At 45.1% G+C, this 25,849-nt stretch carries 21 protein-coding genes; 18 read left to right on the top strand and 3 right to left on the bottom strand.

From position 1 onward, the window contains the following. Positions 1-9 precede the first annotated feature (9 nt). The gene (gene uxaC / locus AB4Z17_RS02660; RefSeq protein ID WP_441957986.1) at positions 10-1,416 is read left to right on the top strand and encodes a glucuronate isomerase; all 1,407 of its coding nucleotides are present in this window, start codon (positions 10-12) and stop codon (positions 1,414-1,416) included. A 15-nt stretch (positions 1,417-1,431) separates the two neighbouring features. On the opposite strand, the gene AB4Z17_RS02655 is transcribed toward uxaC, so the two are convergent. Continuing rightward, the gene (locus AB4Z17_RS02655; protein WP_339207608.1) at positions 1,432-1,686 is read right to left on the bottom strand and encodes a hypothetical protein; all 255 of its coding nucleotides are present in this window, start codon (positions 1,684-1,686) and stop codon (positions 1,432-1,434) included. Positions 1,687-1,786: 100 nt separating this feature from the next. Here AB4Z17_RS02655 and AB4Z17_RS02650 point away from each other — a divergent pair, with 100 nt between their 5' ends. Continuing rightward, positions 1,787-2,521 carry an SDR family NAD(P)-dependent oxidoreductase gene (locus AB4Z17_RS02650; protein ID WP_441957984.1) on the top strand — a complete coding sequence of 245 codons (735 nt, stop codon included), beginning with the start codon at positions 1,787-1,789 and terminating at the stop codon, positions 2,519-2,521. 111 nt (positions 2,522-2,632) lie between these two features. On the opposite strand, the gene AB4Z17_RS02645 is transcribed toward AB4Z17_RS02650, so the two are convergent. Beyond that, positions 2,633-3,847, bottom strand: a complete 1,215-nt coding sequence (locus AB4Z17_RS02645) for an aspartate aminotransferase family protein (protein ID WP_441908867.1) — start codon at positions 3,845-3,847, stop codon at positions 2,633-2,635. A gap of 144 nt (positions 3,848-3,991) precedes the next feature. Between AB4Z17_RS02645 and AB4Z17_RS02640 the strand changes: the two genes are divergently transcribed. Then, on the top strand, positions 3,992-5,014 hold the full coding sequence (locus AB4Z17_RS02640; protein ID WP_441957982.1) for a dienelactone hydrolase family protein: 1,023 nt from the start codon (positions 3,992-3,994) through the stop codon (positions 5,012-5,014). A gap of 1 nt (position 5,015) precedes the next feature. Here the strand turns inward: AB4Z17_RS02640 and AB4Z17_RS02635 are convergent, their stop codons facing one another. Continuing rightward, entirely contained in the window at positions 5,016-5,888 is an 873-nt protein-coding gene (locus AB4Z17_RS02635; protein WP_441957980.1) for a helix-turn-helix domain-containing protein, read from the bottom strand. Positions 5,889-6,025: 137 nt separating this feature from the next. On the opposite strand from AB4Z17_RS02635, the gene AB4Z17_RS02630 reads away from it, so the two are divergent. The 15 genes from AB4Z17_RS02630 to AB4Z17_RS02560 all read left to right on the top strand — a co-directional run bounded on the left by AB4Z17_RS02630 (position 6,026) and on the right by AB4Z17_RS02560 (position 25,704). Beyond that, positions 6,026-7,999, top strand: a complete 1,974-nt coding sequence (locus tag AB4Z17_RS02630; RefSeq protein WP_441957978.1) for a glycoside hydrolase family 127 protein — start codon at positions 6,026-6,028, stop codon at positions 7,997-7,999. Positions 8,000-8,247: 248 nt separating this feature from the next. After that, positions 8,248-9,042 carry a Nif3-like dinuclear metal center hexameric protein gene (locus AB4Z17_RS02625; protein WP_441957976.1) on the top strand — a complete coding sequence of 265 codons (795 nt, stop codon included), beginning with the start codon at positions 8,248-8,250 and terminating at the stop codon, positions 9,040-9,042. Positions 9,043-9,065: 23 nt separating this feature from the next. Beyond that, positions 9,066-10,646, top strand: a complete 1,581-nt coding sequence (locus tag AB4Z17_RS02620) for a response regulator (protein ID WP_441957974.1) — start codon at positions 9,066-9,068, stop codon at positions 10,644-10,646. A 47-nt stretch (positions 10,647-10,693) separates the two neighbouring features. Next, complete coding sequence (locus tag AB4Z17_RS02615) at positions 10,694-12,469, top strand: sensor histidine kinase (protein WP_441908874.1); 1,776 nt, start codon at positions 10,694-10,696, stop codon at positions 12,467-12,469. 160 nt (positions 12,470-12,629) lie between these two features. Beyond that, entirely contained in the window at positions 12,630-14,309 is a 1,680-nt protein-coding gene (locus AB4Z17_RS02610; RefSeq protein WP_441909084.1) for an ABC transporter substrate-binding protein, read from the top strand. Positions 14,310-14,501: 192 nt separating this feature from the next. Beyond that, positions 14,502-15,476, top strand: a complete 975-nt coding sequence (locus AB4Z17_RS02605) for an ABC transporter permease (protein WP_441908875.1) — start codon at positions 14,502-14,504, stop codon at positions 15,474-15,476. A gap of 15 nt (positions 15,477-15,491) precedes the next feature. Beyond that, positions 15,492-16,436, top strand: a complete 945-nt coding sequence (locus AB4Z17_RS02600; protein ID WP_441957972.1) for a carbohydrate ABC transporter permease — start codon at positions 15,492-15,494, stop codon at positions 16,434-16,436. Between the two features lie 18 nt (positions 16,437-16,454). Beyond that, positions 16,455-17,474 (top strand): endo-1,4-beta-xylanase, encoded by a 1,020-nt coding sequence (locus AB4Z17_RS02595; protein WP_441908877.1) that lies wholly within the window; start codon positions 16,455-16,457, stop codon positions 17,472-17,474. A gap of 28 nt (positions 17,475-17,502) precedes the next feature. Next, positions 17,503-19,551, top strand: a complete 2,049-nt coding sequence (locus tag AB4Z17_RS02590; protein WP_441957970.1) for an alpha-glucuronidase family glycosyl hydrolase — start codon at positions 17,503-17,505, stop codon at positions 19,549-19,551. A gap of 433 nt (positions 19,552-19,984) precedes the next feature. Next, entirely contained in the window at positions 19,985-20,470 is a 486-nt protein-coding gene (locus tag AB4Z17_RS02585; RefSeq protein ID WP_441957968.1) for a hypothetical protein, read from the top strand. 32 nt (positions 20,471-20,502) lie between these two features. Then, positions 20,503-21,282: an SDR family oxidoreductase gene (locus tag AB4Z17_RS02580; protein ID WP_441957966.1), complete on the top strand. Its 780-nt coding sequence runs from the start codon at positions 20,503-20,505 to the stop codon at positions 21,280-21,282. A gap of 129 nt (positions 21,283-21,411) precedes the next feature. Further along, complete coding sequence (locus AB4Z17_RS02575; RefSeq protein WP_441908881.1) at positions 21,412-22,437, top strand: DUF2332 domain-containing protein; 1,026 nt, start codon at positions 21,412-21,414, stop codon at positions 22,435-22,437. Between the two features lie 72 nt (positions 22,438-22,509). After that, positions 22,510-23,643, top strand: a complete 1,134-nt coding sequence (locus AB4Z17_RS02570) for a winged helix-turn-helix domain-containing protein (RefSeq protein ID WP_441957965.1) — start codon at positions 22,510-22,512, stop codon at positions 23,641-23,643. A gap of 94 nt (positions 23,644-23,737) precedes the next feature. Next, the gene (locus AB4Z17_RS02565) at positions 23,738-25,003 is read left to right on the top strand and encodes an MFS transporter (RefSeq protein WP_441957963.1); all 1,266 of its coding nucleotides are present in this window, start codon (positions 23,738-23,740) and stop codon (positions 25,001-25,003) included. Positions 25,004-25,095: 92 nt separating this feature from the next. After that, complete coding sequence (locus AB4Z17_RS02560; RefSeq protein ID WP_441957961.1) at positions 25,096-25,704, top strand: TVP38/TMEM64 family protein; 609 nt, start codon at positions 25,096-25,098, stop codon at positions 25,702-25,704. The last annotated feature ends 145 nt before the right edge of the window (positions 25,705-25,849 follow it).

Here is a 25,849-nt window from a genome sequence, read left to right as displayed (position 1 = left end):
GAAGCTGGAATGAAGCCATTTATGGACGATCATTTTTTGTTGTCAAACGAAACGGCGATTAAGCTGTATCATGATTTTGCAAAGGACATGCCGATCATTGATTACCATTGCCATTTGAGTCCGCAGCAAATTTTTGAGAATAAAAGCTTTGAGAACATTACGGAGGCATGGCTGTACGGTGACCACTACAAGTGGCGGGCAATGCGTGCGAATGGAGTAGAGGAGCGTTTAGTAACAGGCGGCGAGGGAGTAACCGATTACGAGCGCTTTGAAGCATGGGCCAAAACCGTTCCGCAAACGATCGGCAATCCGCTGTACCAATGGTCGCATCTGGAGCTTCGTCGTTATTTTGGCATTTATGAGCTTATTAATGAGAAAAATGCACCGTCCATATGGGAACAGGTTAACGCGAAGCTCGCGACAGGCCAATTTAAAGCGCGTGATTTGGTCAACATGTCCAAGGTCGAGGTCATCTGCACGACAGATGATCCTGTTGATTCGCTGGAGTATCATATCGCGATCAAAGCTTTAGATGATTTTAACGTACAGGTGCTGCCTTCCTTCAGGCCTGACAAAGCGCTGGAAATCAATCGTCCTACTTTTCTAGAATGGGTTGGCAAGCTTGAAGAGGCGGCTGCAACGACGATCGACAGCTATGATGCGCTGCTTGATGCGCTTGAGGCAAGAGTAAAGTTTTTCGCTGAGGCGGGCTGCAAAGTGTCTGACCATGCGCTGGACTACGTTGCGTATGCAGAGACAACGAAGGCTGTTGCTGCCGCTATTTTTGCCAAAGCCTTGAACAAGGAAACGGTCACCCTGGAAGAAGAGAAACAGTACAAGACGTATACGCTGCTCTTCTTGGGACGTTTGTATGCCGAGCGCGGCTGGGCGATGCAGTTCCATATCAATGCGGCTAGAAACAACAGCTCGCGCATGTTTGGCAAGCTCGGACCGGATACAGGATTTGATTCGATCAATGATAGCGACGTAGCTTACCCGCTAACGAGGCTGCTTGATGCGCTGGATATGGACGACGCGCTTCCGAAAACAATCGTTTATTCGCTAAATGCCAAGGACAATGATGTACTGGGATCCATTATTGGAAGCTTCCAAGGGGGCGGGGTGCCTGGGAAAATTCAACTTGGCTCTGCATGGTGGTTCAACGATACAAAAAATGGTATGATTGACCAAATGAATACGCTTGCCAATCAAGGACTGCTTAGCCGCTTTGTTGGCATGCTGACCGATTCCCGCAGCTTCCTCTCGTACACCAGACATGAATATTTCCGGCGTTTGCTCTGCAATTTGCTAGGTGAATGGGTCGAGAATGGCGAGGCGCCGGAAGATATGGAGCTGCTGGGTCAAATGGTTCAAAATATTTCTTACCGCAACGCGAAAGCTTACTTCGGCTTCTAGCATGCATAAAACGTTCTACAATTCCGCTAGCTCAGCGGGGGCTGTGGGACGTTTTTTTGTATCCAAGCGATAAGCAGCCATCAAAAATTTGAGCATCTGCGGTCCGGCTATATTCGCGGCTATTCCGAATAACTCGGAATGCACTGCTTTTCGGCATAGCAAATAAAATGCCGCGCCGCCGATGAGCTCAAAGGCAATGAACTCCTTCCATTTCCAGGCGGGAACAATGTATATTTCAAATTCTTCTTTTTTGGCAGCTCGAGTACGCAAAATGGGAGCCCTCCTGCTAATTAGGCGCATTACAACCGTAACTAGATTATGCGGAGCAGCTTATCCATCATTCGCAATGATTTCAATAAGTATAATAGGAGTGATTGTATTGAAGAAAACAGCCTTCGTAACCGGAGCAGATCGAGGAGTAGGCTTGGCCCTCGTAAAATGCTTGCTTGAGCTAGAATATGACGTTTTTGCTGGACAATATGCGGACCATGTACCGCAGCTTGATGAGTTAAAAGAAGCACATGCAGGTCGGCTGCAGGTGCTGCAGCTGGACATATCAAGTGATGAGAGTGTGGCGAGGGCGTTCGCGGCAACAGCTGCAAGGACGGATCAGCTGGATCTATTAATCAATAACGGAGCGATATTGGGAGACATTACAGCAACGGTGCTGGATCCGCTTCACTACGCGGAGATGCTTGATGTTTTCAATGTGAATACACTAGGGAGCTTGCGGATGAGCCAGACCTTTATGCCGCTCCTGCTAAAAGGAGAGTCAAAGTTTCTGCTCAATATTTCGTCGGAGGCGGGCAGCATAAGTGATTGCTACCGGGACAGCTGGTATGCGTATTGTATGTCAAAGGCAGCGCTGAACATGCAATCCAAGCTGATCCATAATGGCATTAAGCAGCTGGGTGGCCGTGTACTGGTTGTGCACCCAGGCTGGGTGCAGACGTATATGCAGGGCAAGTTAGATGCTGCAGCAACGCTTACGCCTGAGCAATCGGCGTCCGCTATTCTAAAGCTAGTTGAAGCCCGCATAAGCTTGGATGCTGCGGCAGCAGATTGTGAATACGTGGATTATGCAGGCAATGCGCTGAATTGGTAGAAGCTTGAGACGCGGAGTCGATTGTGTGGCGGAGGCCAGCGCAAGAGCTCACTTCAATAAACCAGCCGATTCAGCATTCGCTGGATCAGCTGGCTCGTTACGAATGAGTCATTATTTGGCAGCAAGCAGCTGACGGAAAGAGCGGCGCAGGATGAATATCATGAGATCGATATCCTTCTGCGTTACAATTAATGGAGGAACGAGGCGAATGGTAGATGAATTCAGTGCATTGATAAGCAGTCCCTCACGCATACAGATCGCAGCAAGCTCATCCGCGGTGTTCTCGGGTACGTCAAATGCGAGCAGAAGCCCTTTGCCGCGAATATTCGCAATCGGAAATTCGTGAGAAAGATCGCGAAGGCTGCCTTCTAGAAATTGGCCTTGCAGCTTAGCGTTGTTTGCCAAGTTTTGCTCCAGCAGTTCCTGAAGCACGGCATAACCTGCGGCCATGGCAAGCGGGGCTCCTGTATAGGTTCCGCCTTGATCTCCCGGCTCAAATAAGTCATATTTGCTTTTTGTCAGCATCGCCGCCAACGGAAAGCCAGCACCAATGCCTTTGCCTAAGGTGATGACATCAGGCATAATACCGTAATGCTCATATGCGAACAGCTTGCCTGTTCTGCCCATCCCCGTCTGTATTTCATCAAATATTAACAGCATGCCGTACATATCGCATATTTTACGCAATCCGAACAAATACGCTTCATCTACGGAATGAACGCCGCCTTCCCCTTGCACGAGCTCGACCATAATTGCACAGGTGTTGTTCGTAACCGCAGCAAAGCAAGCATCAAGGTCATTAATAGGTACATGTTTAAAGCCCTCGACCTTAGGAGCGTATAGATCCTTCCACTTTGCTTTCCCAGTTGCAGACATCATAGCTAGCGAGCGTCCGTGGAAGCTGTTCGTTAACGTAATAATCTCATATGCTCCATTCAAATTAACAGAGCCATGTTTTCTTGCCAGCTTAATTGCACTTTCATTCGCCTCAGCACCGCTGCTTACAAAAAAAGCTTTATCCATACCGCTGACGCTGGTCAGCGTCTCGGCGAATTCAATCATTGGTTTATTATAGTAACCGGGGCTTGCATGAACAAGCGTTGAAGCCTGACGTGACAATGCCTCCTGCAATACAGCAGGGGAATGCCCCAAGCTTGCAACCGCCCAGCCGCCGACAAAATCCAAGTAACGATTTCCATCCGTATCCCACAAAAACATACCCTTGCCTTTTTCCATCACGACGCTGGGACGGTGCGCCGTAAAAAGAACCGATTTCTCCGCCGTTTCTAATAATGCCTTTGTTGCTGACTTTTCCATCTGAATCATTTACGAGCCTCCCGGTTATTCATTGTATTGCATAAATATACAACATTAAGAATAAAGATTCAACCACTTTGCTTGAATTTTCTTAAAGACAACAGAATGTAGGGAAGAGAACAACAAAAACGCAAACAATGAGGAGAGATCACGATGTGGAATGGTGATTCTTATTTAACGAAGCTATATGACGAAGCCATAGCTCGGCATCAACAGCTTCGAACTCTGCAGCTCCGAAATGAACGCAGGCCGAAGCTGAAATCAGCGCTGCGAGAGTTGGTAGGCCAGTTCGAGCCTAATCCCGCACATATACCGAAGCTGCTTGAGCGCGTTCAATGCGATGGATATGTTCGCGAACGGGTGGAGCTGTCGGCTACGCCAGAGCTGACCTTTGCCGCGTATGTGCTTATTCCGAGTGATGTGCAGGGGCCGCAGCCGAGTGTGCTGGCACTGCATGGTCATGGTTATGGGAGCAGGCAAATTGTTGGTTTGCGGCAGGATGGATCACTAGATGATGAAGACCCCGGCAGCCATCAGCATTTTGCTATTCAGCTCGTGAAACGGGGCATGGTCGTGATCGCACCAGACGTGATCGGCTTCGGCGAACGCAGGCTCCATGCCGATCTTGCGCTTAATCCAGATACGCCAAGCTCGTGCTACCGGCTGTCGACGCAGCTGATGATGCTTGGCAAGACATTGACCGGCCTGCGCGTATCAGAAGCGTTAAAAGCATTTCATTATTTGTCTACGCGTAAAGAGGTTGATGCTGATCGGATTGGCCTCATGGGTTTTTCTGGCGGAGGTTTAATTGGGTTTGTGACGGCCGTGCTGGAAGCGCGCATAAATGCAACGGTATTGACTGGCTTCGCCAGCACAGTCAAAGACAGCATCTTTGCTGTTCATCATTGCATTGATAATTACACGCCAAGTTTACTCGTTCACGCGGAGCTGCCGGAATTGATCGGATTAATTGCTCCGCGTCCATTATTTCTTGAATCTGGAGAAAATGATCCGATTTTTCCGCTGGCAGGCTTTCGGAAGGCGGAGGCAGAGATTCAGGCCATTTATGAGGCGGATGGAGCTGGTGACAAGCTTTTAACGGACGTATTTCCGGGCAAGCATGAAATAAGCGGCCGACTGGCTTGCGATTGGTTGAAGCAAACGTTATCGCCTTAAATTACGTCGTATATTGCTTGCGAAACTTCGTAGGCGGCAACCCGATTTGCTGCGTAAAGCAATTGGAGAAGTAGGGAACATTTTCAAATCCAACATATTGTGCGATTTCTGCGATCGGCCATTCTGTTTTGAGCAGCATCAGCTTGGCTTGCTCAAGCCGATATTTGGACAAATAGTCGATAGGTGTCATGCCATACACCTGCTTCATGCAGCGGGTAATGTAGTTATAGTGAAAATTGAGAGCTTCAGCCATCGTTTTGCTTGAAATTTCAAATCGATAATTATTTTTTATATAAGCCTCCGCTTTCTCAGCTAGAGTGACAATGGGGCTTGTATAGCTGTCATTTTGCCGCAGGTCCATCATACGCAGCAGCTCCTCGAATGTCTGCTGCTGCGTCCAGAATGCACTCGACTGACGCTCTCCTCCAGCTTTGTTCAGCGTACGCATTAAGCGAAACGCTTGCTCTGGATAGGGGAGCGTCCATGCTTTCTGCAGGTGAAGGGAGTAAGGCGAAGTTAAGAAACGATTGTAATGCTCTTCTTGGTTAATGCCCGAGTGATCGAGCTCCGTTTGCTGCCATTCCCCCACCGCTTGAAAATGAACCCAGTAAAAGCGTGTTTTTTCCTCGGAAGGTTTTACGGAATAGTGATAGCGGTCAGGCAGCAGAAGCAAGGTTTGACCATCTGTTAATTGCCAGTTCCGCTCATCCTCGCCTATAAATAAGCAGCCATGTTCTACGATAAGAAGATCAAATACGCCTAGCTGCTTCCGGCTCGGATGCTGATCGCCCCGTTCGTGATTCGTAACGCCGCTCTCTAAGTAATAAGGAAGCGGAGGGGCTGCAAAATAAATATGCTCCGATGCTGCTATCATAATCAATTACACTCCCTGCTTGTGTGAAATTTTATAAGTATTTAGTTATTTTCGTTTGTATTTAAGTTTTATTTTAACCCATAAAATAGAGATCAGCAGTATGAAAGTTATTCATTTCGGAAGAGGGGTTTTAATAAATGGAGCAAATCGCAAGCAGGGACCATGCCAAACCCGTATCACTTAAGCAGATCAAAATTCAAGATTCATTTTGGAATTATTATATTAATCTAGTTAGGGATGTTGTTGTACCCTATCAATGGGATGCTATAAATGATCAAGTAGAGGGAGCCGAACGAAGCGGAGCGGTTCGTAATTTTAAAATTGCGGCAGGTTTAGAAAAAGGGGATTTTTACGGCTTCGTATTTCAAGATACCGATGTAGCCAAATGGCTGGAGGCGGTCGCTTATTTGCTTGAGACAAAGCCAGATACTGGCCTAGAGCAAATTGCTGACGAAATGATCGACATTATTGAAAAGGCGCAGCAGCCTGACGGTTATTTGAATACCTTCTATACGATTAAAGAGCCGGGCAAGAAGTGGACAAACTTGACGGAGTGCCATGAGCTTTATACCGCAGGCCATATGATCGAGGCTGGAGTAGCTTACTATAAAGCAACAGGCAAGAAGAAGCTGCTTGAAATTGTATGCCGCATCGCAGATGATATTGCTGTCGTGTTTGGTGATGGACCAGGTCAAATTGCAGGATATGACGGTCATCAAGAAATTGAGCTGGCGCTTGTGAAGTTATATGAAGCGACAGGTGATCGCAAATATTTGGAGCTAAGCAGCTACTTTATTGATAAACGCGGCCAGCAGCCCAGCTTCTTCGAAGCAGAGGCTGACCGCAGGGGCAGAACTTCGCATTGGAGCAATAATAAAATTCATATTGAAGCGGATTATTTCCAAGCGCATTTGCCTGTTCGTGAGCAAGAAACGGCGGTTGGCCATGCGGTACGTGTCGTTTATATGCTTGCGGGTATGGCGGATGTTGCACGCGAAACGGGCGACGAGTCTTTGCTTGAGGCATGCCGCAGATTGTGGGACAATATAGCCTCCAAGCAGATGTACATTACTGGCGGTATTGGATCTATGGCGCAGGGCGAAGCTTTTTCATTCGATTACGATCTGCCAAATGATACGGTATATTCAGAAACTTGTGCATCGATCGGCCTCATTTTCTTCGCTCATCGCATGCTTCAGCTCGAGCCTAACAGCCGCTATGCGGATGTTATGGAGCGTGCTTTGTACAATACCGTTATTGCAGGCATGTCGCGCGACGGCAGACATTTCTTCTACGTAAATCCGCTGGAGGTAACGCCGGATGTATGTGAAGGAAGAAACAAAAACTTTAACCATGTGAAGCCTGTCCGCCAAGAGTGGTTCGGCTGTGCCTGCTGTCCGCCGAATATTGCGCGCTTGCTTGCCTCGCTTGGCGAATATTTGTATTCCACAAAAGGTAATACCATTTATACGCATTTGTATATCGGCGGAGAAATGGAGCTTTCATTAGGAGATACAAAAATCAAGCTTCATCAGCAATCCAATATGCCTTGGGCAGGGTCAGCACGTTTTGAGGTGACACTCGGCGAGCCTTCAGTATTCACTTTGGCGCTGCGTATACCAGACTGGTCTTCCAATGCAGCGGTACTCATAAACGGAGAAGCCTTTTCCCTTGCGAATCAAATCGTGGACGGCTATGCGCGAATTGAGCGGGAGTGGAAGTCCGGCGACGTTGTGGAGCTTGCACTCGATATGCCTATATTACGAGTAAGAAGCCATCCGCTAGTGAAGCAAAATGCTGGTAAGGTAGCGCTGCAGCGCGGACCGCTCGTCTATTGCCTAGAGGAGGCGGACAATGGGAAGCAGCTTCAGCAGCTGCTTCTGCCGCAGGATGCCAAGCTGGAGGAAACGTTTGAACAACATCTGATTGGCGGCATCCAAGTCATTAAGGCGCAGGCACTGAAGCTTCAATTCGAGGATTGGGGCACTCAGCTTTACCGCACCAACACAGATGCAGCTCTTGAGCAGACGGATGTTACGTTTATTCCCTATTACGCATGGGCGAATCGCGGCAAAGGCGAGATGGCGGTATGGGTGAAGGAACGTCTATAGGCCGTTAGCATTCCATCATTTTTGAACTGAAACGATCAAAATAATTTGGCGATTGCTTACCGAAATTAATTCGGAAGCAATCGCCTTTTTTGTATTGCAAAATATATAGTTTATAGGGTTGACACTATACTTTTTACATTGTGCAGTTTATTTTTTGAAATTACAATTTAATTAAATATGAATACGCTTTATTTCATCTTTTTATTCAATTACATGTCATAATAAATCTGAAGGGGTGCACCTATAAAATGATAAAAATACAAAATGTTGTGGATGATTTATTGGCCCCTGTAACTCCAATTGCAGGCAGTGTGGATACGCTAAAGTTTGGAAATCCTCAAACGGAAGTCAAGGGCATTGTTGTTGCGTTTATGGCAACGCAGCAGGTGCTGGAAAGGTCAGTCGAAATGGGTGCGAACCTCATTATTACGCATGAAGGAACCTTCTTCAGCCACCATGATGCCAAGGAATCTACTTACGTGAATGATCCTATTTATAAGGCTAAAAGCCGATTCATTGAAGAATCAGGTTTGGCGATTTATCGCTTCCACGATTATTGGCATCGGTACGAGCCAGACGGCATTATGGAGGGGCTTATTCATGCCTTGGATTGGAATGATTATGTGACGGAGCATTTGCCCGCCGCATCAATCGTTGCCGTTCAACCGATGAAGCTCGAGCAAGTAATCGAGCATATCAAAAAAAAGCTGGGAATCCGTTATGTGCGTGCAGTAGGGGATTTATCCACGAGTTGCAGCCGGATTGGATTGTTGGCCGGCTACAGAGGCGGGGGGGACAACGCAATTCCTTTATTTGCAAACTATAAGCTGGACTTGATCATATACGGCGAAGGCCCGGAGTGGGAGACGCCAGAGTATGTAAGGGATGCCGTCCACCTAGGCAGGCACCAAGCACTGGTTGTTCTAGGACATTCCGAAAGCGAGCAGCCAGGTATGAAACTGCTGGCTGATCGGCTTCGCCATAAATATTCCACTATTCCTGTTCATTACTTGCCTGTAGATCCGGTTTTTAAAGTGGTCTAACCCCCAATAAGAGGAGGAATTTGATGCATTTACATCGTGCAATTCTGGTTGATGACGAACCATTTACCCGCAAAGGCTTAATGAAGCTTATCGATTGGGAAACCTGCGGCTTTCAGATTGTAGGGGAGGCTGACAATGGCGAGGATGCGCTTGAGCTGATCAAGCGTGTGCAGCCAGAGCTTGTCATAACGGATATTCGTATGCCGGTTATAGATGGGCTTGAGCTCATTCGATGCGTCATGCTGGAAAATATTGCAGTACCTTATTTTATTATCATAAGCGGCTACAATGACTTCAATTATGCCCAGCAAGCGATGCGTTATGGCGTTCATGACTTCGTTGTTAAACCGGTCGATGAGATTGAATTCGCCGCTACGTTGAGCAAATTAAAAGATAAATTAATACTGCAGCAAGAGGAACAGGCTAGAAATGAACGGCTTCTGGGCGGTGAAATGATTAAATCACTCATTCTTGGTGAAGCGAGCGAGGCGTCCATTGCAGAATGGGAGCAGCGTTTGAATCTGAGTAAAGCTGATCGTTTATATTATTTGCTTGCTGAGCTGAATGATAACTACAACTGGCATCCGTATGAGGAGAAAGTTTCCTACGCGCACTTCAAGGAGCTCGTTCAACAAGAGCTTACGCGTATAACTTCTGCAGATCAGCCAATTTGCTTAAATGAGCATCGCAATCGCATCGGGATTTTGCTGCCTAGTTATTTACTGGCAAGATGGGGTGGAGATATTGAGCGATTGTTAACGGCCTTTCGAGATGCGCTGGATGCACATTTGGGAAAAGGCGTATTTCTTTACGCAGGTTCTGCTGTTCAACATTTGTCGGAGATCCGAGAATCGTACAAGACCGCCAAGGAAGCCAGTTTATACAAATATATAAACGAGGACAATCGCATCGTTAGCTTCGATCAAAAAAAGCTGGAGAGGCTCAATTATATCGGGTTTGATCCTGCTGAATTTAATTTATTTATGGAGCAAATGGAAGAGCTGCAGCTGGAGGCAGTGAAAACAATTGTTGATAAATGGTTTATTGATTTTCGCGAGAAACGATATGCTCCAGAAGCGGTTAAAATGAACATTCAGCTATGCTTGATGGGAATTTTGAAAACGATCCGCAATATGGAGGGGGATGAAAACTCCTTGCATACACTGGCACCGCTCCTAAACTGGCATGATTCTAATTTATCGCTCGGTGAACTGAAAAAACTGTTTTATGCATTTATCGAAGAGAGTCAGCAAAGTATTGCAGAGCTTAGGAAGGAACAGCTGAAGAGTGATATTCAAAAAATTAAAAGCTATATTGAAGCTAATTATTCGCAAAATATCAGCTTGRAGAGCATTGCTGCGTTATTTTATGTCAATCCGGTCTATTTAGGCCAATTATTTAAAAAGACATACCGCGTCTATTTTAATGAATTTTTACTCCAGCTTAGGGTGAATGAGGCTAAAAAGCTGCTTAGACAATCGCGCACGATGCGCATATATGAGATTGCGGAGAAAATTGGCTTCAGCAATGCAGATTATTTTGTTACGCAATTCGAGAAGATCGAGCATATGACTCCTACAGAATACCGAAATAAGCTTTTGTAGGCGTAGTTACTTAAACCATCCGTTTGCACAAGAAAAGGAGAATATCCGTGAAGCTGAGCCTAAGTCTCAACAATGTTCGTCTGCGGAATAAGTTGCTCATCCTTTATATCTTTTCGGTGTTTCTTCCAATCGTATTAACCAACGTTATTTTTTATAATGTGACGACGGATAATGTGAGAAATCAACGGATGAAGGATATTACACGAGCAGTAGAACAGATCAACAACGAATTCCGCGCCGAAGTCGAGGATGCCGTGACCATTTCAGCTGTGTTTTATACCGATTACAACTTAAACGAAATTTTAGAAACGGACTATCAAGAGCCGGCTGCTTATGTTGAAGCTTATGATACGTATTTCCGGAGAATTTTGAATAGCTATACTCCTGTTTATGCCTCCATTCAAAGCATAAAAATTTTCGTAGAAAATCCTACGATGCTGCATTCAGGCGGCGTTGGTTATTTATCAAACGAAATTAAGCAGTCTGATTGGTATCAATTGCTGAAGGAAAGGAACAATTCTTACCCTATTTTCATCCGAACGCAGCAGGAGGATTTATATCTGAAAAGCGATGGCGCGGACAGGCGGAATACATTCAGCATTATCCGTGAAATGAATTATTTTGAATCCAAAAATAAATGGCAAAAGTATTTGAAAATTGATTTGAAAACGAGCACGATTGACCAAATATTTCGAAATCAAAACCTGCAGGGCAACATTTATTTAATTGATGATAAAGGTCATGTGGAGTATACGACAGACCCTGAGGTGGACTGGAGCGGAAAACCGGTATCGTTTGATGAATTGGTTTTTCCAAAGGATTCCATCCAATTTCCTTCAACGAATTCTTATGTGAGTTATTTGGAAAATTGGCGCATTGTAGGGACGATTTCGGAGGAAGAGGTGCTGAAGGACGTAAGACAGTCTAGAGAATTTGTTTTTGTGCTGGCCTGTTTAAATATTTTCATCCCAACGCTGATTATATTATGGATTTCACGTTCACTGCATGAGCGGTTGGTTCGCATTTTGCAGCATATGAAAAAAGTGAAGAACCAAAACTTCGATACGATTAAGCAGGGTGAATCCTTGGATGAAATCGGACAATTAACGAGCGAATTCAATCGGATGACGATACAAGTGAAAAGCTTGATTGATGATGTTTATATCGCGGACATTCAGACCAAAACATTAGAGCTCGAACGGAGGAAAGCGCAGCTGAATGCACTGCAAAGCCAAATCAATCCTCATTTTCTATTTAATGCGCTGGAAACGATTCGAATGCGAAGCTTGATTAAGGACGAGATGGAGACGGCCAAGATCATTCATAATATGGCGAAAATATTTAGAACCTCGCTCACTTGGGGCAAGGACCGCGTCATGGTTAGTGAGGAAATTGAATTTATATTGTGTTTCCTCGAAATTCAGAAATACCGCTTTGAAGATCGGATGAATTATCACATTCATGTAGATCCTTCTGCAAAAGAGTGCATGGTGCCCAAAATGATGTTTTTGCCTTTCGTAGAAAATGCCAGCATCCATGGCATTGAGCCTCTAAGACATGGAGGCAGCATTCAGGTGCAGGTTGAACGCGAGGCGGACACGTTAATTTTCTCGATCCGAGATAATGGAATTGGCATGAATGAACAAAAAGTAAAACAGTTTTATGGCTATTTGGAAAGCGACGAAGAGTTGGGCGAGAGAATTGGCGTTCAAAACGTTATTTACCGCTTGAAGCTGATTTATGGTGACCGTTTTCAACTATTAATTGAGAGTGAGCCTGGACAAGGCACATTTATTCGGGTTGCTGTTCCTGTAGAAATATGAGGTGCCCGTAAAACGAATATCGTATATGTTTTTTTAAGTTTGAACTATAGTTTATCGGGTAAACAAAGTATTTTGAATTACTTATAATGAAAGTGCTTACAAAATAAGTTGCACTCGAAAGGGGCTGGGGAAAGTGAAAAAGAAAATATTATTGACTTGTATGACTGCCTTTATGATCTTTACTGCTGCATGCTCGAACAGCGGCAATGGCGGAGAAGCAAAGAAAGCAGACAGCACGAACACTCCAACCGAACAAGCTAAAGATGGGGAAGAAAAAAAGCCGGTTGAGAAAGTAACCTTCTCTTATTTCAACGGTGTAGCAGCGGCCAAGGATACGAACACCAATGAAACGACAATCGGCAAAATTTTAGAAGATCAAACGGGTGTAAACTTTAAAATCGAGCATTTGGTTGGCGATTTGAACACGAAGGTTGGAACGATGATCGCATCCAACGCTTATCCGGATGTTATGATTCCGGATGCTGCAATAGACAAAATTCTTGAAGCAGGTGCGTTTATTGCATTGGACGACCTAATTGAAGAACATGGTCCGAATATTAAGCGTGTATACGGTAAATATTTCAATCAAATGAAAGCAGCGGATGGTAAAATTTATTTCCTGCCGTTTTCAAATACGGTTGGCGAGTACATTCCAGATCCGAATATAAACCAAGGTGCTTTCTGGGTTCAAAGACGTGTTTTGAAAGAAGCCGGTTATCCGAAAATTACGACTCTTGATGCTTACATGGATTTAGTCAAAAATTTTGTAGACAAGCATAAAGACGAAGATTTGACGGGAATCGTTTCTTTGACGCATGACTGGAGATTTTTCGCTACAGCTAACCCGCCGAACCATTTGGCAGGTTACCCGAATGATGGAAACGTCATCGTGGATATGAACACATTTGAAGCAAAAACATATGCAGCAGATGACAACACGAAACGTTGGTTGCAGAAGCTGAATGATATGAATGCTGGCGGTTATTTCGATAAAGCATCTTTCGTAGACAATTACGATCAATATTTGGCGAAATTAACTTCGCATAAGGTAGTAGGTTTCTTTGATTACGGCTGGCAGTTTGCTAATGCGCAAAATGCGCTCAAGGACGCCGCTAAACAAGATCCAACACAGGATGATTTCGTATACTTCCCGCTTCCTGTTACTTTTGACGGTCAAAAGGATCAATATCTGGATCCTCCAGGCTTTGTTAAAAACCGTGGTATGGGTATTACTGTAAGCGCGAAAGACCCGGTTCGCATTATTCAATATTTGGATAATTTGTTGACAGACGAGAACCAAATTCTTCAAAAATGGGGCATTAAAGGGGAAACGTACGAAATAAACGATAAAGGCCGGATGTACCGTACAGCGGAACAAATCGCCAAAATTGATGAAGCTTTCAACGAAAAATTTGGATTTAAATATTATTCTTGGAACTGGCCGCTATACAACAACGGCTCGTCCCTGCCGGATGGAAACTCCGTAGCACCAGGAATGCAAGCAGAAGTATTTCAAATGAGCTTAACCAATGAAGATAAAACTATTCTCGAGAAGTATGGCGTGAAAACGTATTCGGAAATGTTCGCAGCACCGGACGATCGTCCATGGTACCCTGCTTGGGGCATTCCGAAGGAGCAAGGCTCTCCACAGCAAATTTGGGAAACGAAAAAAGATGAGCTTACGAAAAAATATTTCCCTAAGCTTGTCCTTGCAAAATCAGCAGACTTTGAAAAAGTATGGACTGAGTACACCAATGCATTTAGCAAGCTCGATACGGCTGCTTACGAGAAATGGACAACAGATGAAGTGAAGAAATTGATCGAAGCATCCAAGCAATAATATAGAAGGAACGGTGGAAGGCCGGCTTGCGCATGCAAAATGCCGGCCTTTCTTCAAATATAAGAATTTATAAGTTTATTAGCTTATAAAAGGCTTATATTTCTCCGTCAAAGCTGCTTCAGCGTCCAGAGGTCGCCGAAGACGTCTTTGCTTGCTATCCAGCATCATTCAGTCCGGAAGGAGAGATTCAAGATGGAACATAAGCCCGATATGTCATCGTCAAACCTGGTGCTGCCTAAGAAGCCGTCGGGACTGAAGAATTTTGCGAAAAAGCTCATTGAGCAGCGCGTGCTTGTTCTTATGTCTGTACCGTTTCTAGCGTGGTTGTTTATTTTTAAATATATGCCTCTATGGGGGTGGACGATCGCCTTCCAAGCTTATAAGCCAGCCAAAAGCTTCAGTGAGCAGAAATGGATTGGGTTTGATCATTTTAAATTTTTGTTCGAAGACGAACGGTTTATTCGTGTCTTGAGAAATACGTTGGCGATGAGCGGAATCAATCTGGTTCTCGGCTTCGTTACGGCAATAACTCTTGCATTGTTATTAAATGAGGTTCGCAAGGTTGCTTTCAAACGCATTGTTCAAACGGTCAGTTATTTGCCCCATTTCATTTCTTGGGTAGTTGCGGCAAGCATTATTCAAACAACGTTATCTCCAGATGGCATCATCAATCAAATGCTGCTTTGGACCGGCTTTGTGGAAAAAGGCGAGGAAATATTATTTCTCGGTATACCCGAGCAATTTTGGACCATTTTTGGAGCAAGCTCTGTATGGAAAGATGTAGGCTGGAATACAATCGTCTACCTAGCGGCAATGACGATGATTGACCCTGCGCAATATGAAGCAGCAGAGATGGATGGAGCAGGCCGAATTAAACGGATGTGGTATGTAACGCTTCCGGGTATCAAACCGGTTATTATCGTATTGCTCATTATGAATATCGGGTATTTGCTTGAATCGGGCTTCGAGCCGCAGTATTTGCTGGGGAACGGCATGAACGTCGATTTTTCCGAAAACCTTGACATATTTGTTCTTAAATACGGGATTGCGCAAGGCAACTACTCGCTATCGATTGCAGCGGGCATGTTTAAAACCATTATCAGCTTTATTTTATTGTTCGCAGCGAACAATCTTGCAAAACGTATGGGCGAGTCCAGACTGTTTTAAAGGGAGGGGTACAACATGAGTCATTCGGCATCAGAAGCTGTGCCAAACAAACCAAGCCGCATCCGCTCATCACGCGGCGATCTCATATTTGATATTTGCAATTATATATTTCTTACCTTGCTGATGGTTGTTACTTTATATCCTTTCTTGAATACAGCCGCCGTATCACTTAACAATGCGACGGATTCGATTAAGGGCGGCATTTATTTGCTGCCAAGGATATGGACGCTGGACAATTACGCCTATGTACTAAAAGAAGCAACGATATTCCATGCGACGCTGATTTCCATCCTTCGAACGGTGATTGGTACAATAGCTACTGTCTTTTGTTCAGCGATGGTGGCTTACACGATTACTCGACAAGAGTATGTGCTTAGGAAATTCGTTACAATTGCGTTCATCTTGACGATGTATTTTAACGGTGGGCTCATTCCAAACTTTTTATTGATTCGTGATTTGGGTTTGCTTGACAACTTCTGGGTATACATCTTCCCAGGTTTAATTGGTGTATTTAACTTAATCATTATCCGTTCCTTTATTGAAGGGCTGCCTGAGAGCATTTTGGAGTCTGCTAGAATAGACGGAGCCGGCGATTTTAAAATGTTTTACAGTATCGTCCTGCCGCTTTGCATTCCTGTACTCGCGACTGTAGCGCTTTTCTCAGCGGTGTATCAGTGGAACCAGTGGTTTGATGTGTTCTTGTACAATTCATCAAATATCGATCTCAGTACGCTGCAGTATGAGCTGCAAAAAATTCTTCAGAACTCCAATGCTTCCTTGACGACGAAGTCGGCAGCCGATGCTTTCTCAGGTGCGGCTAATTCAGGAGCTAATTCAGTGACCCCGGTTGCGGTTCGGGCAACGATGACAATTGTGGCTTCCTTGCCGATCATTATGGTGTATCCGTTTCTACAGAAATACTTTGTAAAAGGTATGACAGTAGGCGGCGTGAAAGGTTAATAGACAGGGGGAAATACGATGAGCAGCAATGCAGCTAGTTCTATTCCTAAGCTATATGAAGCATTCAAAGATTCATTTGATATAGGCGCAGCGGTCAATCCGCGCACGATTGTTCAGGCTCGCGATCTCATTGCCACACATTTTAACAGCTTGACTGCTGAGAATGAAATGAAATTTGTTAGCTTGCACCCTTCCGAAGCTACCTATACGTTCGAAGAAGCAGACAAAATCGTCGCATTTGCAAGAGAGCATGGGAAAAAAATGCGAGGGCATACACTGGTTTGGCATAATCAGACATCCGATTGGCTGTTTGAAGAAGCGGATGGAAGCCCGGTTAGCGGCGAGAAGCTTTTGGATCGCTTGAAATCGCATATTCATACCGTTGTTGGCCGTTATAAAGATGATATTTATGCATGGGATGTCGTAAATGAAGTCATTTCTGACGAAGGCGCAGCTATGCTGCGTCCAACCAAATGGCTGGATATCGCCGGAGTGGACTATATAGCCAAAGCGTTTGAATTCACACATGAAGCAGATCCTAAAGCTCAGCTTTTCTACAATGATTATAATGAGTCGAACCCTCTGAAACGCGATAAAATCTATCAATTGGTTAAATCGCTGCTAGAGCAGGATGTCCCGATTCATGGCGTTGGCCTTCAAGCGCATTGGAGCTTATATAATCCTCATTTAGATGAAATAAGGGCTGCTATCGAGAAGTACGCTTCACTTGGCCTAAGACTGCAATTAACAGAGCTTGATATATCGATGTTCCGCCATGATGATGTACGAACCGACTTAGCAAAGCCTACTGAAGAAATGCTGGAGCTGCAGGAGAAACGATATGAGGCTGTCTTTCATTTGCTGACGGAATATCGCAATCATATTGATGCGGTTACGTTCTGGGGAGCGGCGGATGATTATACGTGGCTCAGTGATTTTCCTGTACGTGGACGGAAAAATTGGCCAATGCTATTTGATGAGAACCATGAGCCAAAAGGTTCGTTCTGGCGCGTCATGAAGCAGCACTCATCTCTCTGAGCCAGCTTACAAGGAGGCACGTTAATAAATGGACAGTCACACGTATAAGGCTTGGCTGAATCCTCAGCGGATAGAGGATTTGCATTTGAAAAAGGAGTATTCAGCTCTTTTTGGTCAGATCGTCTTTAGTGGCGTAGCGACCGGCGTTTTGGAAACGGCAATCAAAGAGCTGCAGCATGGTATTCGTGCCTTAATCGGCATAATCCCGGCAGTAAAGGAGCGGGCTGAGCCTGCGACGGCTGGCTTTCTTCATATTATGGTGGACTCCGTATTGATGGATTCTGATAGATGGGAGCCGTCCAAAGCGGGATATATGATTCGGTACAGCTCTCAGCAAGGCCATGGCAACTTATCTCTTGTCGGCGGATCAGATACAGCCGTATTATATGGTGTGTTTCATTTGCTGCGTCTATTAGGCGCCAGTAAGCCAGTGAAAGAACTGAATGCTGAGGAATCTCCAGCCATGTCGCTTCGAATGATTAATCAGTGGGATAATGCTGACGGTTCGGTAGAGCGAGGGTATGCGGGACAGTCTATATTTTATCAAAACGGAGAAATAACGAGTGATTTTAATCGAATAAACGATTATGCGAGAATGCTCGCATCCGTTGGCCTCAATGCGATTTCTATCAATAATGTGAATGTTCATGAGGTTGAAACGATGTTCATCACAGAGGAAAAGCTTCCTGTTGTTGCGGTTATTGCAGACATTTTCCGCAGGTACGGAATTACGCTGTTTCTGAGTGTTAACTTTGCTGCTCCTCTGCAAATCGGAGGTCTGGCTACTGCGGATCCGCTGGATGCTGGTGTGCAGCAGTGGTGGAAGGAAACAGCTGAACGGATTTACGCGTTCATTCCTGACTTCGGTGGTTTTGTCGTGAAGGCAGATTCTGAGCATCGGCCCGGGCCATTTGCTTATGGACGCGACCATGCAGATGGAGCGAATATGCTGGCTGAAGCGCTGGAAGCTCACGATGGCATCGTCATTTGGCGCTGCTTCGTTTATGACTGCATGCAGGATTGGCGTGATCGGAAGATCGATCGAGCACGTGCTGCATTTGACCATTTTAAACCGCTCGATGGTCGTTTTCGGAGTAATGTCATTCTACAAATTAAGAATGGACCGATGGACTTTCAGGTTCGCGAGCCCGTATCCCCATTGTTTGGCGCGATGAAGAAAACGAACCAGATGATGGAGTTCCAGATCACTCAAGAATATACCGGCCAACAGAAGCATCTTTGCTATCTCGTACCGCAGTGGAAGCAGGTAATGGATTTCGATACCTATGCGGAAGGTGCATCGACTGAAGTTAAGCGAGTGGTGGATGGCACATTGTACGGCATGAAATATAGCGGAATTGCAGCGGTGAGCAATATTGGGAATGAAGAGAGCTGGACAGGGCATATTCTCGCACAAGCCAATCTTTACGGATATGGCCGGCTGGTGTGGAACCCGGCTTTAACAGCCGAGGAGATTTCGCACGAGTGGATAGCCGCAACGTTTGGCAATGATGCTGAGATAGCTTTAGCAATCGGTGACATGCTGATGAAGTCGTGGCTGTTATATGAAAGCTATACGGCGCCGCTTGGCGTAGGCTGGATGATCACGCCTAACCATCATTTTGGTCCGGATGTTGATGGCTACGAGTATTCAAGATGGGGAACCTACCATTTTGCAGATCGTGACGGTATCGGCGTTGACCGAACGCAGGCGAGCGGAACAGGATATACCGCACAGTATAATGAACCAAACCGTTCGCAGTATGATAGTTTGGACACTTGTCCAGACGAGCTGCTGCTATTTTTCCATCATGTGCCTTATACCCATGTGCTCCATTCTGGCAAGACGGTCATTCAGCATATCTACGATACCCATTTTGCGGGTGCGGAGGAAGCCGATCAGATGCTGCGGGATTGGGCTGGTTTGGCCGATAAAATCGATGAAGCAAGGTTTGCGCATATCGCTGAGCGATTAGCCTTTCAAGCTGCTCATGGCAAACATTGGCGCGATGTGATCAATACGTATTTCTATCGTAAATCGGGCATTGCCGATGCGGCTGGTCGGAAAATATTTTAATGGGTTTGCATGCGAGGTGGAGATGTTTCCACCTCGTTTTTTGTTTGACGGTGGAATAGAGAGTAGAGGGGCGGTTCCAAAAGTAGGGGAGTAACTCATCAATGGGAGCGTTTAAGAGCATATAGGTTCTTAAAGTGGCGTGTCAGGCTTCGAATGCAGGCTGTAAGAACGTATACGTTCCTATATGCTCCAAAAGTGGAGGAGTAACTCATCAATGGGAGCGTTTAAGAGCATATAGGTTCTTAAAGTGGTGTGTCAGGCTTGGTTTGCGGGCTGTAAGAACGCATATGTTCCCATATGCTCCACAAAGCAGTCCTTTACCGTGTTGGTAGAGGGCTGTTTTTGTTTATAGATAAAACCTTTACAAATGATGAAAGCTTTGCAATCATAAAGTAATGGAATTTTATTGGAAATTGCGATGAGGAGTGAAGCTATGAAAGTCATGAGAATATCAGATTGGTTAGCTGCTGCAATGAAGTTAAGTATAATAGCTGCTTTTGTTATATTGTTAAGTGCTTGCAGCAATACAGTCAAGGTCGAGCATGTCGAGGCATTTAGCATAGAAATTTTTTCAGAGAAAAACAAAGATGGCTTTTATGAACAAGCAGGCTTTAAGAAGGTGAACTCTATTACTGCTTTGGCAGAAAATAAAAATTATACAAGCTCTGAAATCAAAATGGTTGTGGATTATTATGATCTGGATGGAAAATACGTTAAATCAGAAATCGTACATTCGAAATTCAGCAAGTCCCATATCACGATGGTTGAAGATGGAGATGATCGAAAAAAAGAGCTTCAGGAGCCATCAACCATTATCATCCCTGATGACAATTTACAAAATTTTCGATCCAGTGCTCTATCAGACGATGAGAAAAAGCAGATTAAACAACATGTATTAAATCTATTAGATAGATTATAAGTACAGGATAATCGAATATGGAGGAACTGCGAATGATTTCATTAAAAAATAAGATAGCTATCGTTACAGGAGCGAGCAGATCAACGGGAATTGGAACAGCGATTTGCCGTTCGCTTGCACGCTTAGGTGCAGACATCTTCTTTACGCATTGGCATGCTTTTGATGAAACGGAAGGCAATGGGGGAGAGAAGGACTGGCCTGAGCAGCTGCGTAAGGAATTAGAAGACTTAGGCGTGAGGGCAAGTCATATGGAAGCGGATTTTACCAATGTGGAAACACCTGCCCTTATAATGGAACAAGTAGAAAGGTCGTTAGGACACGCGACGATTTTAATTAACAATGCCACCTATTGCGTACCTTCCAATTACAAAAGCTTAGATATCAATATATTGGACCAGCATTATGCTGTGAATAACCGCGGACCGATATTGTTAAGCACAGAGTTTGCGAGCAGATTTGAGAAAAACCAAATTAAAGGGACGTCGGGCAGAATTATTTTTATGGTTTCAAAAGGGCCCGATCCTAATAATTTGGCTTACATTGCAACAAAAGGCGCATTGATTGGGCTAATCGAGCCGCTATCTGTAGGGTTGGCTCCGCTTCAAATTACAGTGAATGGGTTTGATCCAGGCCCCACCGATTCTGGCTGGATGGATGAGCAGATGAAAGCTGGCTTTTTGCCAATGTTCCCTATGGGACGCATCGGTTTGCCGGAGGATGCAGCTAAAGCAATCAGCTTCTTGGCGAGTGACGAATCGCAGTGGATAACCGGGCAAGTCATAAAATCTGAAGGTGGTTTTTTAGGTAAATAGTTGATTTTGTCCTTTCTCATCCTACATACACATGATAAAAGAAATCTATATAGTTTATAAAATCATTGAAATATAATTTATCGATAGTCATGATACAATTCCGTTAAGTGGGAAAATGGAGGGATGGCATTGTTGAACAAACCTATTTTGACTGAGCAATTTATGATGTTCGCGACGAGGGAATGCAAAGGCTCAAGCCGTTTGTATGAACAGCTATCATTAGCCATTGCAGATGATGATGAAATGCTTCAGATGGCTTCTTATTGCAGAGAAGGCCAGCCAGTACCCAATCTTTTTTTTGCTGCGGTTCAGTACTTGCTTCGCAAAGAGAGCAGCCACGAACTGCAAAAGTTTTATGGCAGCTTAGTTAACGATCCGAGAGATGCAGCAGAGGCATTTCCTTTTTTTAAACACTTTTGCCTTCAGCATAAAAACAAAATTGTTCAACTGCTCCAAAGCAAGCTAGTACAAACGAATGAGGTTAGACGCTGTGCTTACTTGTATCCTGCTTTTTGTTATATGTATCAAAAAACGAACAAACCATTAGCAATCATTGAAATCGGCACAAGTGCGGGGCTGCAGCTTTTTTGGGATAAGTATAGTTATCAATACAACAATAGTGAAACCTATGGAAATATAGATGCTGAACTGGTACTGCACTCGGAAGTTCGTGGAGACATTGCCTTGCATCTCCTAAAACAAAGTCCGCCGGTGATTGCAAGGATAGGAATAGATTTGCACGTTAATAATCTGGAAGAGGAAGACGATTATCTTTGGTTAAAGTCGTTGATTTGGCCTGAGCATAATGAGCGGATTGTGAATTTTGATAAAGCAGCTTCTTTATTAAAAGGGCAGCAGATGGAGTTGTTTCAGGGGAATGGCGTGAAACGACTTGCAGAAATGGTTGCTAAAATAACGGAGGATTGTGTTATTGGTGTGTTTCACACCCATGTAGCGAACCAAATGACTCATGATGACAAAGTTGAATTAACAGACAGCATTAGGAGAATAGGGCAACAAAGAGATATATTTCACCTCTACAATAATATGTGGGACCCAAATCTTCATCTTGATTATTATTTGGAGGGCAAGGAGCAAAAGGAAACGTTAGCGGAAACAGATGGTCATGGCCGTTGGTTTCGGTGGATGCTTTGATCCTACACCGTTCACTGTGGATTTAACGAAAGAGCATAATTTCAGCGCGCAGGGATAGAGGTCGAGAGATTTATGAAATGGGATGCGGGTGCTTACACCATTGCATGGAAAGCACAAAAGATTTTACTGCTTCCGAAGGAATATGCGCTGCTGCATTTCATGTACAGCCATGCAGGGCAAACGCTGTCGCGCGAGCAGCTGCTAGACAACGTCTGGCCAATGGAGGCGCCGGTAGATCGTACGGTAGATGATCACATTTACCGGCTGCGGCGCAAGCTTGCGCAATGGTCGCCGACTATTCAGATCGATACGGTACGTGGACTCGGTTATCGACTGCTGCTGAAGCAGGGTGGCCTGAATGACAACCCTCTAATCGAGCTGCCTTCGTTTACGGAGGAGCTAAGCGGAATTGTCAGCACTTATTTGCGCTATGGAAGAGGAGATGCGCTCCTCATGCTGACTAGAAATGAGCAAGTATTAGGCTTTAAGGTGGATCCAACCTTAAAGCTTTTATTTCGCGTAATGGAAGGCGATGTACGTTTTATTGTGCGGGAGGAGGCGGGCTCATTTGCAGATCGTGCCTTCCTTTTGCTGTACTTAAATCAGTTTATTGACCCGCAGGACAACCGTGAGTATGTGGCGATCGTTCGCAGGCAACAGGTGCTGGCGCAGATATGGCAAAACGAGCTCGAAACGATGTCGATCATCAGCATGCTGATGGATTGGGGAGAGTTCGAGGCTGCCAAGGAAAAGCTGGATTTGCTTAAAGCAGAAGTGAAGCGGAATAACTGGGAAGGGCTCATCCCCTACACCGCTAATTTAGAGCTGGAATTTGTGCTGCGCGCTGAGCTGTGGTCAGAAGTTGATTCGGCTGCAGAGGTTGTTGAAGCGAAGCTCAAACAGTTTCCTTATCAACGCGAGGAGGGGCATTACCTTGTTTTGAAGGGGATAGCGCTCTATCGTTCGAACAGAAAATCCGGCTTGTCCTTTATTGAACAGGGATTCTCGCTGCTGAAGCAGTCGCATTTTTTAGCCAATCTGTTAAACAGCTATCACACCCTTCTTATCATAACCAAGGTGCATGGCTGGGGAGCAGACCGGGATTACTTTGTGAAGGAATGGAGCCGGTTAACGGCACAGATTGGGCTGGATGATATTGCAAAACAGGTAAAGGAGCAGCTTCAAGCTGAGCTGAAACCTTACTAATAATTCTCTAGTAAATCTTTATTCATGCTCTGATATTGCTCTGATAATTGCCCGGTATTGTTTGATCTATCAACTCATACCGGAGGTTATCAAGATGGAAAATGCAAAAACGAATGATCCGATTTGGCACCCGCTGCGGGCAAAAAGCTTCCGCCAGCTGTTTATTGGCCAGCTGTTGTCCGACCTTGCGAATTGGCTTGATTTTATAGCGCTTAGCGCATTAATTGTTTATGCATGGAATCACGGCTCTATGGCAGTTGCCGCTTTATCGATCTGTGTCGGTTTGCCTTATGTCATTGTGGGACCGTTGATGAGTGTGCGTCTAAGTTATATTTCTGGAAAAAGCTTGTTAATCGGATGCGATCTATTGCGATTTGTATTCGTGCTGGCGATGGCTTGGGCGCCGTCGCTTCCTATTCTCCTGCTATTGGTATTGCTTAAGCACAGCATGAGCGCTGTTTTTGATCCGGTTAGGCAAAGCGCTGTGAAACGAATCGTTGACCGGCATTTGCTGGCGCAGGCCTCTTCACTCAGCCAAATGTCTGTTAATTTGACGAAGGTGTTGGGACCTATGATAGGCGGAGCAATAACGGCATGGCTCGGAGCAACGGTTCCATTTATCATAAGCGCTATATTGTATGCACTGTCAGCTCTCATGCTCAGTTTTATCCCGTCTTGGAGAGGACAGAGGGAGCAAGCGGCAAAGCCATCCGGCGGATTAAGGGTTGCATGGGAGCATGTGATGCGCAGGCCGCTCCTAAGGGCGGTCATTCTATATGCTGCTTCTTTGTTTTTCCTTATCTTTTTGTATGATGGTTTGTTCGTTTTGCTGGCGAAGGAATTGGGAATGGCTGAGAATTTATTCGGACTGCTCATTGGCGCGGTTGGTGCAGGCAGTGTTGCCGGCGCTTTATTGGCAGGACAATGGAGCGGGTGGAAGCAGCGGCCGCTTACCCATATGACGAAAGCGGGTATCGTAACTGGATTTCTCGTTATTGCGGTAGGAATTAGCGGAATGGGCATATTCCAAGCGGAGCTCGCTTTGTGGCTGCCGTTATGTGCGGCGCTTGGCTTTTGCAGCGCACAAAGCGCGGTGCCGTTTGGCTATGTGCTGCAAATAGAGACGACGGATGAAACGGTTGGTCCTGTGTTTGCGTTAGCGAATGCTTTTCAGACGAGCTCTATGCTCATTGCACCGGTAATAGGGGCGATGATGGCTTCGTGGTGGAGTGTCGGCAGTGTATTCCTCGCTGTTGGGGTAGCTACAACAGGAGTAGCGGCTATTTGCCTTTTTTACAGTGAGATGAAGGTAAATAAGCAGAGACAACGGTCAACCTTTAAACAAGAACTGAACGACTGATCACTGGCTATCTTAAATTTGACACAATGCATTGCTCGTATTTATCTTCAATAATGATAAGCTGGAGATATCTTCTATTCAGGGGTACAACGATGCTCAAAAAAACAGGTCTAGCTGCTTTGTATGCCAGTATTGCTTTTCTTATTTATCGTTATGGCGATGTGATTTTGACGTGGTTTCAGCAAGCGGATCATGTGCCGCTCGTCGTCATTATGGCAACGCTCGTCGCACTTTTTCCTGTCATCCCGTATCCCGTAATCGGCGGGCTCATTGGTGCTGCTCTTGGCCCAGTGTTAGGCGCGGCAGTGACTTGGACGGGCTCAGCGGCAGCATCCATTGTGATGTTTCTGTTTGTCCGCTATGGCTATCAAGAGTGGGGGAAGAAATTTCTCTATCGTTATCCAAGCATCGGAAAACTAACGGTGATGTTTGAGCAGAATGCTTTTCTGACGATTATGTTTGCTCGGCTCATTCCGTTCATTCCATCCATTGCAGTTAATATGTACTCGGCGCTAAGCCGTGTTTCCTTTACCGTTTATGCGATCGCCTCATCGATTGGCAAAATTCCAGCGATGCTGTTGTTCGCCACGATCGGTGACACGCTTATGACGGACCCAAGAAACGTATTTGTTACCGTCTTAGTATACGGCATGTTTATGGCGGTATCTCTTTATGTTTATCGAAGGTGGAAGCTTCAGTAGATTTCTTCTAAAACAACAAACGGCCTCTTTGCAGATGATGCGCGCGGAGGTCGTTTTTTTGTTGTACACTCTTTTCGAGAATACAATGCTCCTGCTATTCCAAAATGTTTAAAATGTTCTTTTTATGTTCGTAAATGTGTGTTAT

It is taken from the genome of Paenibacillus sp. TAF43_2, assembly GCF_052113545.1.
Taxonomy (GTDB): Bacteria; Bacillota; Bacilli; order Paenibacillales; family Paenibacillaceae; genus Pristimantibacillus.
The sequence above is the reverse complement of the archived record's forward strand: the minus strand, read 5'-3'. Positions and strand labels throughout refer to the sequence as shown.

Excerpts from the sequence above, each read along its gene's own strand:
- uxaC (WP_441957986.1), top strand. The coding sequence starts at position 10 with ATGAAGCCATTTATGGACGATCATTTTTTGTTGTCAAACGAAACGGCG.
- AB4Z17_RS02645 (WP_441908867.1), bottom strand. The coding sequence starts at position 3,847 with ATGATTCAGATGGAAAAGTCAGCAACAAAGGCATTATTAGAAACGGCG.
- AB4Z17_RS02640 (WP_441957982.1), top strand. The coding sequence starts at position 3,992 with ATGTGGAATGGTGATTCTTATTTAACGAAGCTATATGACGAAGCCATA.
- AB4Z17_RS02635 (WP_441957980.1), bottom strand. The coding sequence starts at position 5,888 with ATGATAGCAGCATCGGAGCATATTTATTTTGCAGCCCCTCCGCTTCCT.
- AB4Z17_RS02630 (WP_441957978.1), top strand. The coding sequence starts at position 6,026 with ATGGAGCAAATCGCAAGCAGGGACCATGCCAAACCCGTATCACTTAAG.
- AB4Z17_RS02625 (WP_441957976.1), top strand. The coding sequence starts at position 8,248 with ATGATAAAAATACAAAATGTTGTGGATGATTTATTGGCCCCTGTAACT.
- AB4Z17_RS02610 (WP_441909084.1), top strand. The coding sequence starts at position 12,630 with ATGACTGCCTTTATGATCTTTACTGCTGCATGCTCGAACAGCGGCAAT.
- AB4Z17_RS02605 (WP_441908875.1), top strand. The coding sequence starts at position 14,502 with ATGGAACATAAGCCCGATATGTCATCGTCAAACCTGGTGCTGCCTAAG.
- AB4Z17_RS02600 (WP_441957972.1), top strand. The coding sequence starts at position 15,492 with ATGAGTCATTCGGCATCAGAAGCTGTGCCAAACAAACCAAGCCGCATC.
- AB4Z17_RS02595 (WP_441908877.1), top strand. The coding sequence starts at position 16,455 with ATGAGCAGCAATGCAGCTAGTTCTATTCCTAAGCTATATGAAGCATTC.
- AB4Z17_RS02590 (WP_441957970.1), top strand. The coding sequence starts at position 17,503 with ATGGACAGTCACACGTATAAGGCTTGGCTGAATCCTCAGCGGATAGAG.
- AB4Z17_RS02585 (WP_441957968.1), top strand. The coding sequence starts at position 19,985 with ATGAAAGTCATGAGAATATCAGATTGGTTAGCTGCTGCAATGAAGTTA.
- AB4Z17_RS02580 (WP_441957966.1), top strand. The coding sequence starts at position 20,503 with ATGATTTCATTAAAAAATAAGATAGCTATCGTTACAGGAGCGAGCAGA.
- AB4Z17_RS02570 (WP_441957965.1), top strand. The coding sequence starts at position 22,510 with ATGAAATGGGATGCGGGTGCTTACACCATTGCATGGAAAGCACAAAAG.
- AB4Z17_RS02565 (WP_441957963.1), top strand. The coding sequence starts at position 23,738 with ATGGAAAATGCAAAAACGAATGATCCGATTTGGCACCCGCTGCGGGCA.
- AB4Z17_RS02560 (WP_441957961.1), top strand. The coding sequence starts at position 25,096 with ATGCTCAAAAAAACAGGTCTAGCTGCTTTGTATGCCAGTATTGCTTTT.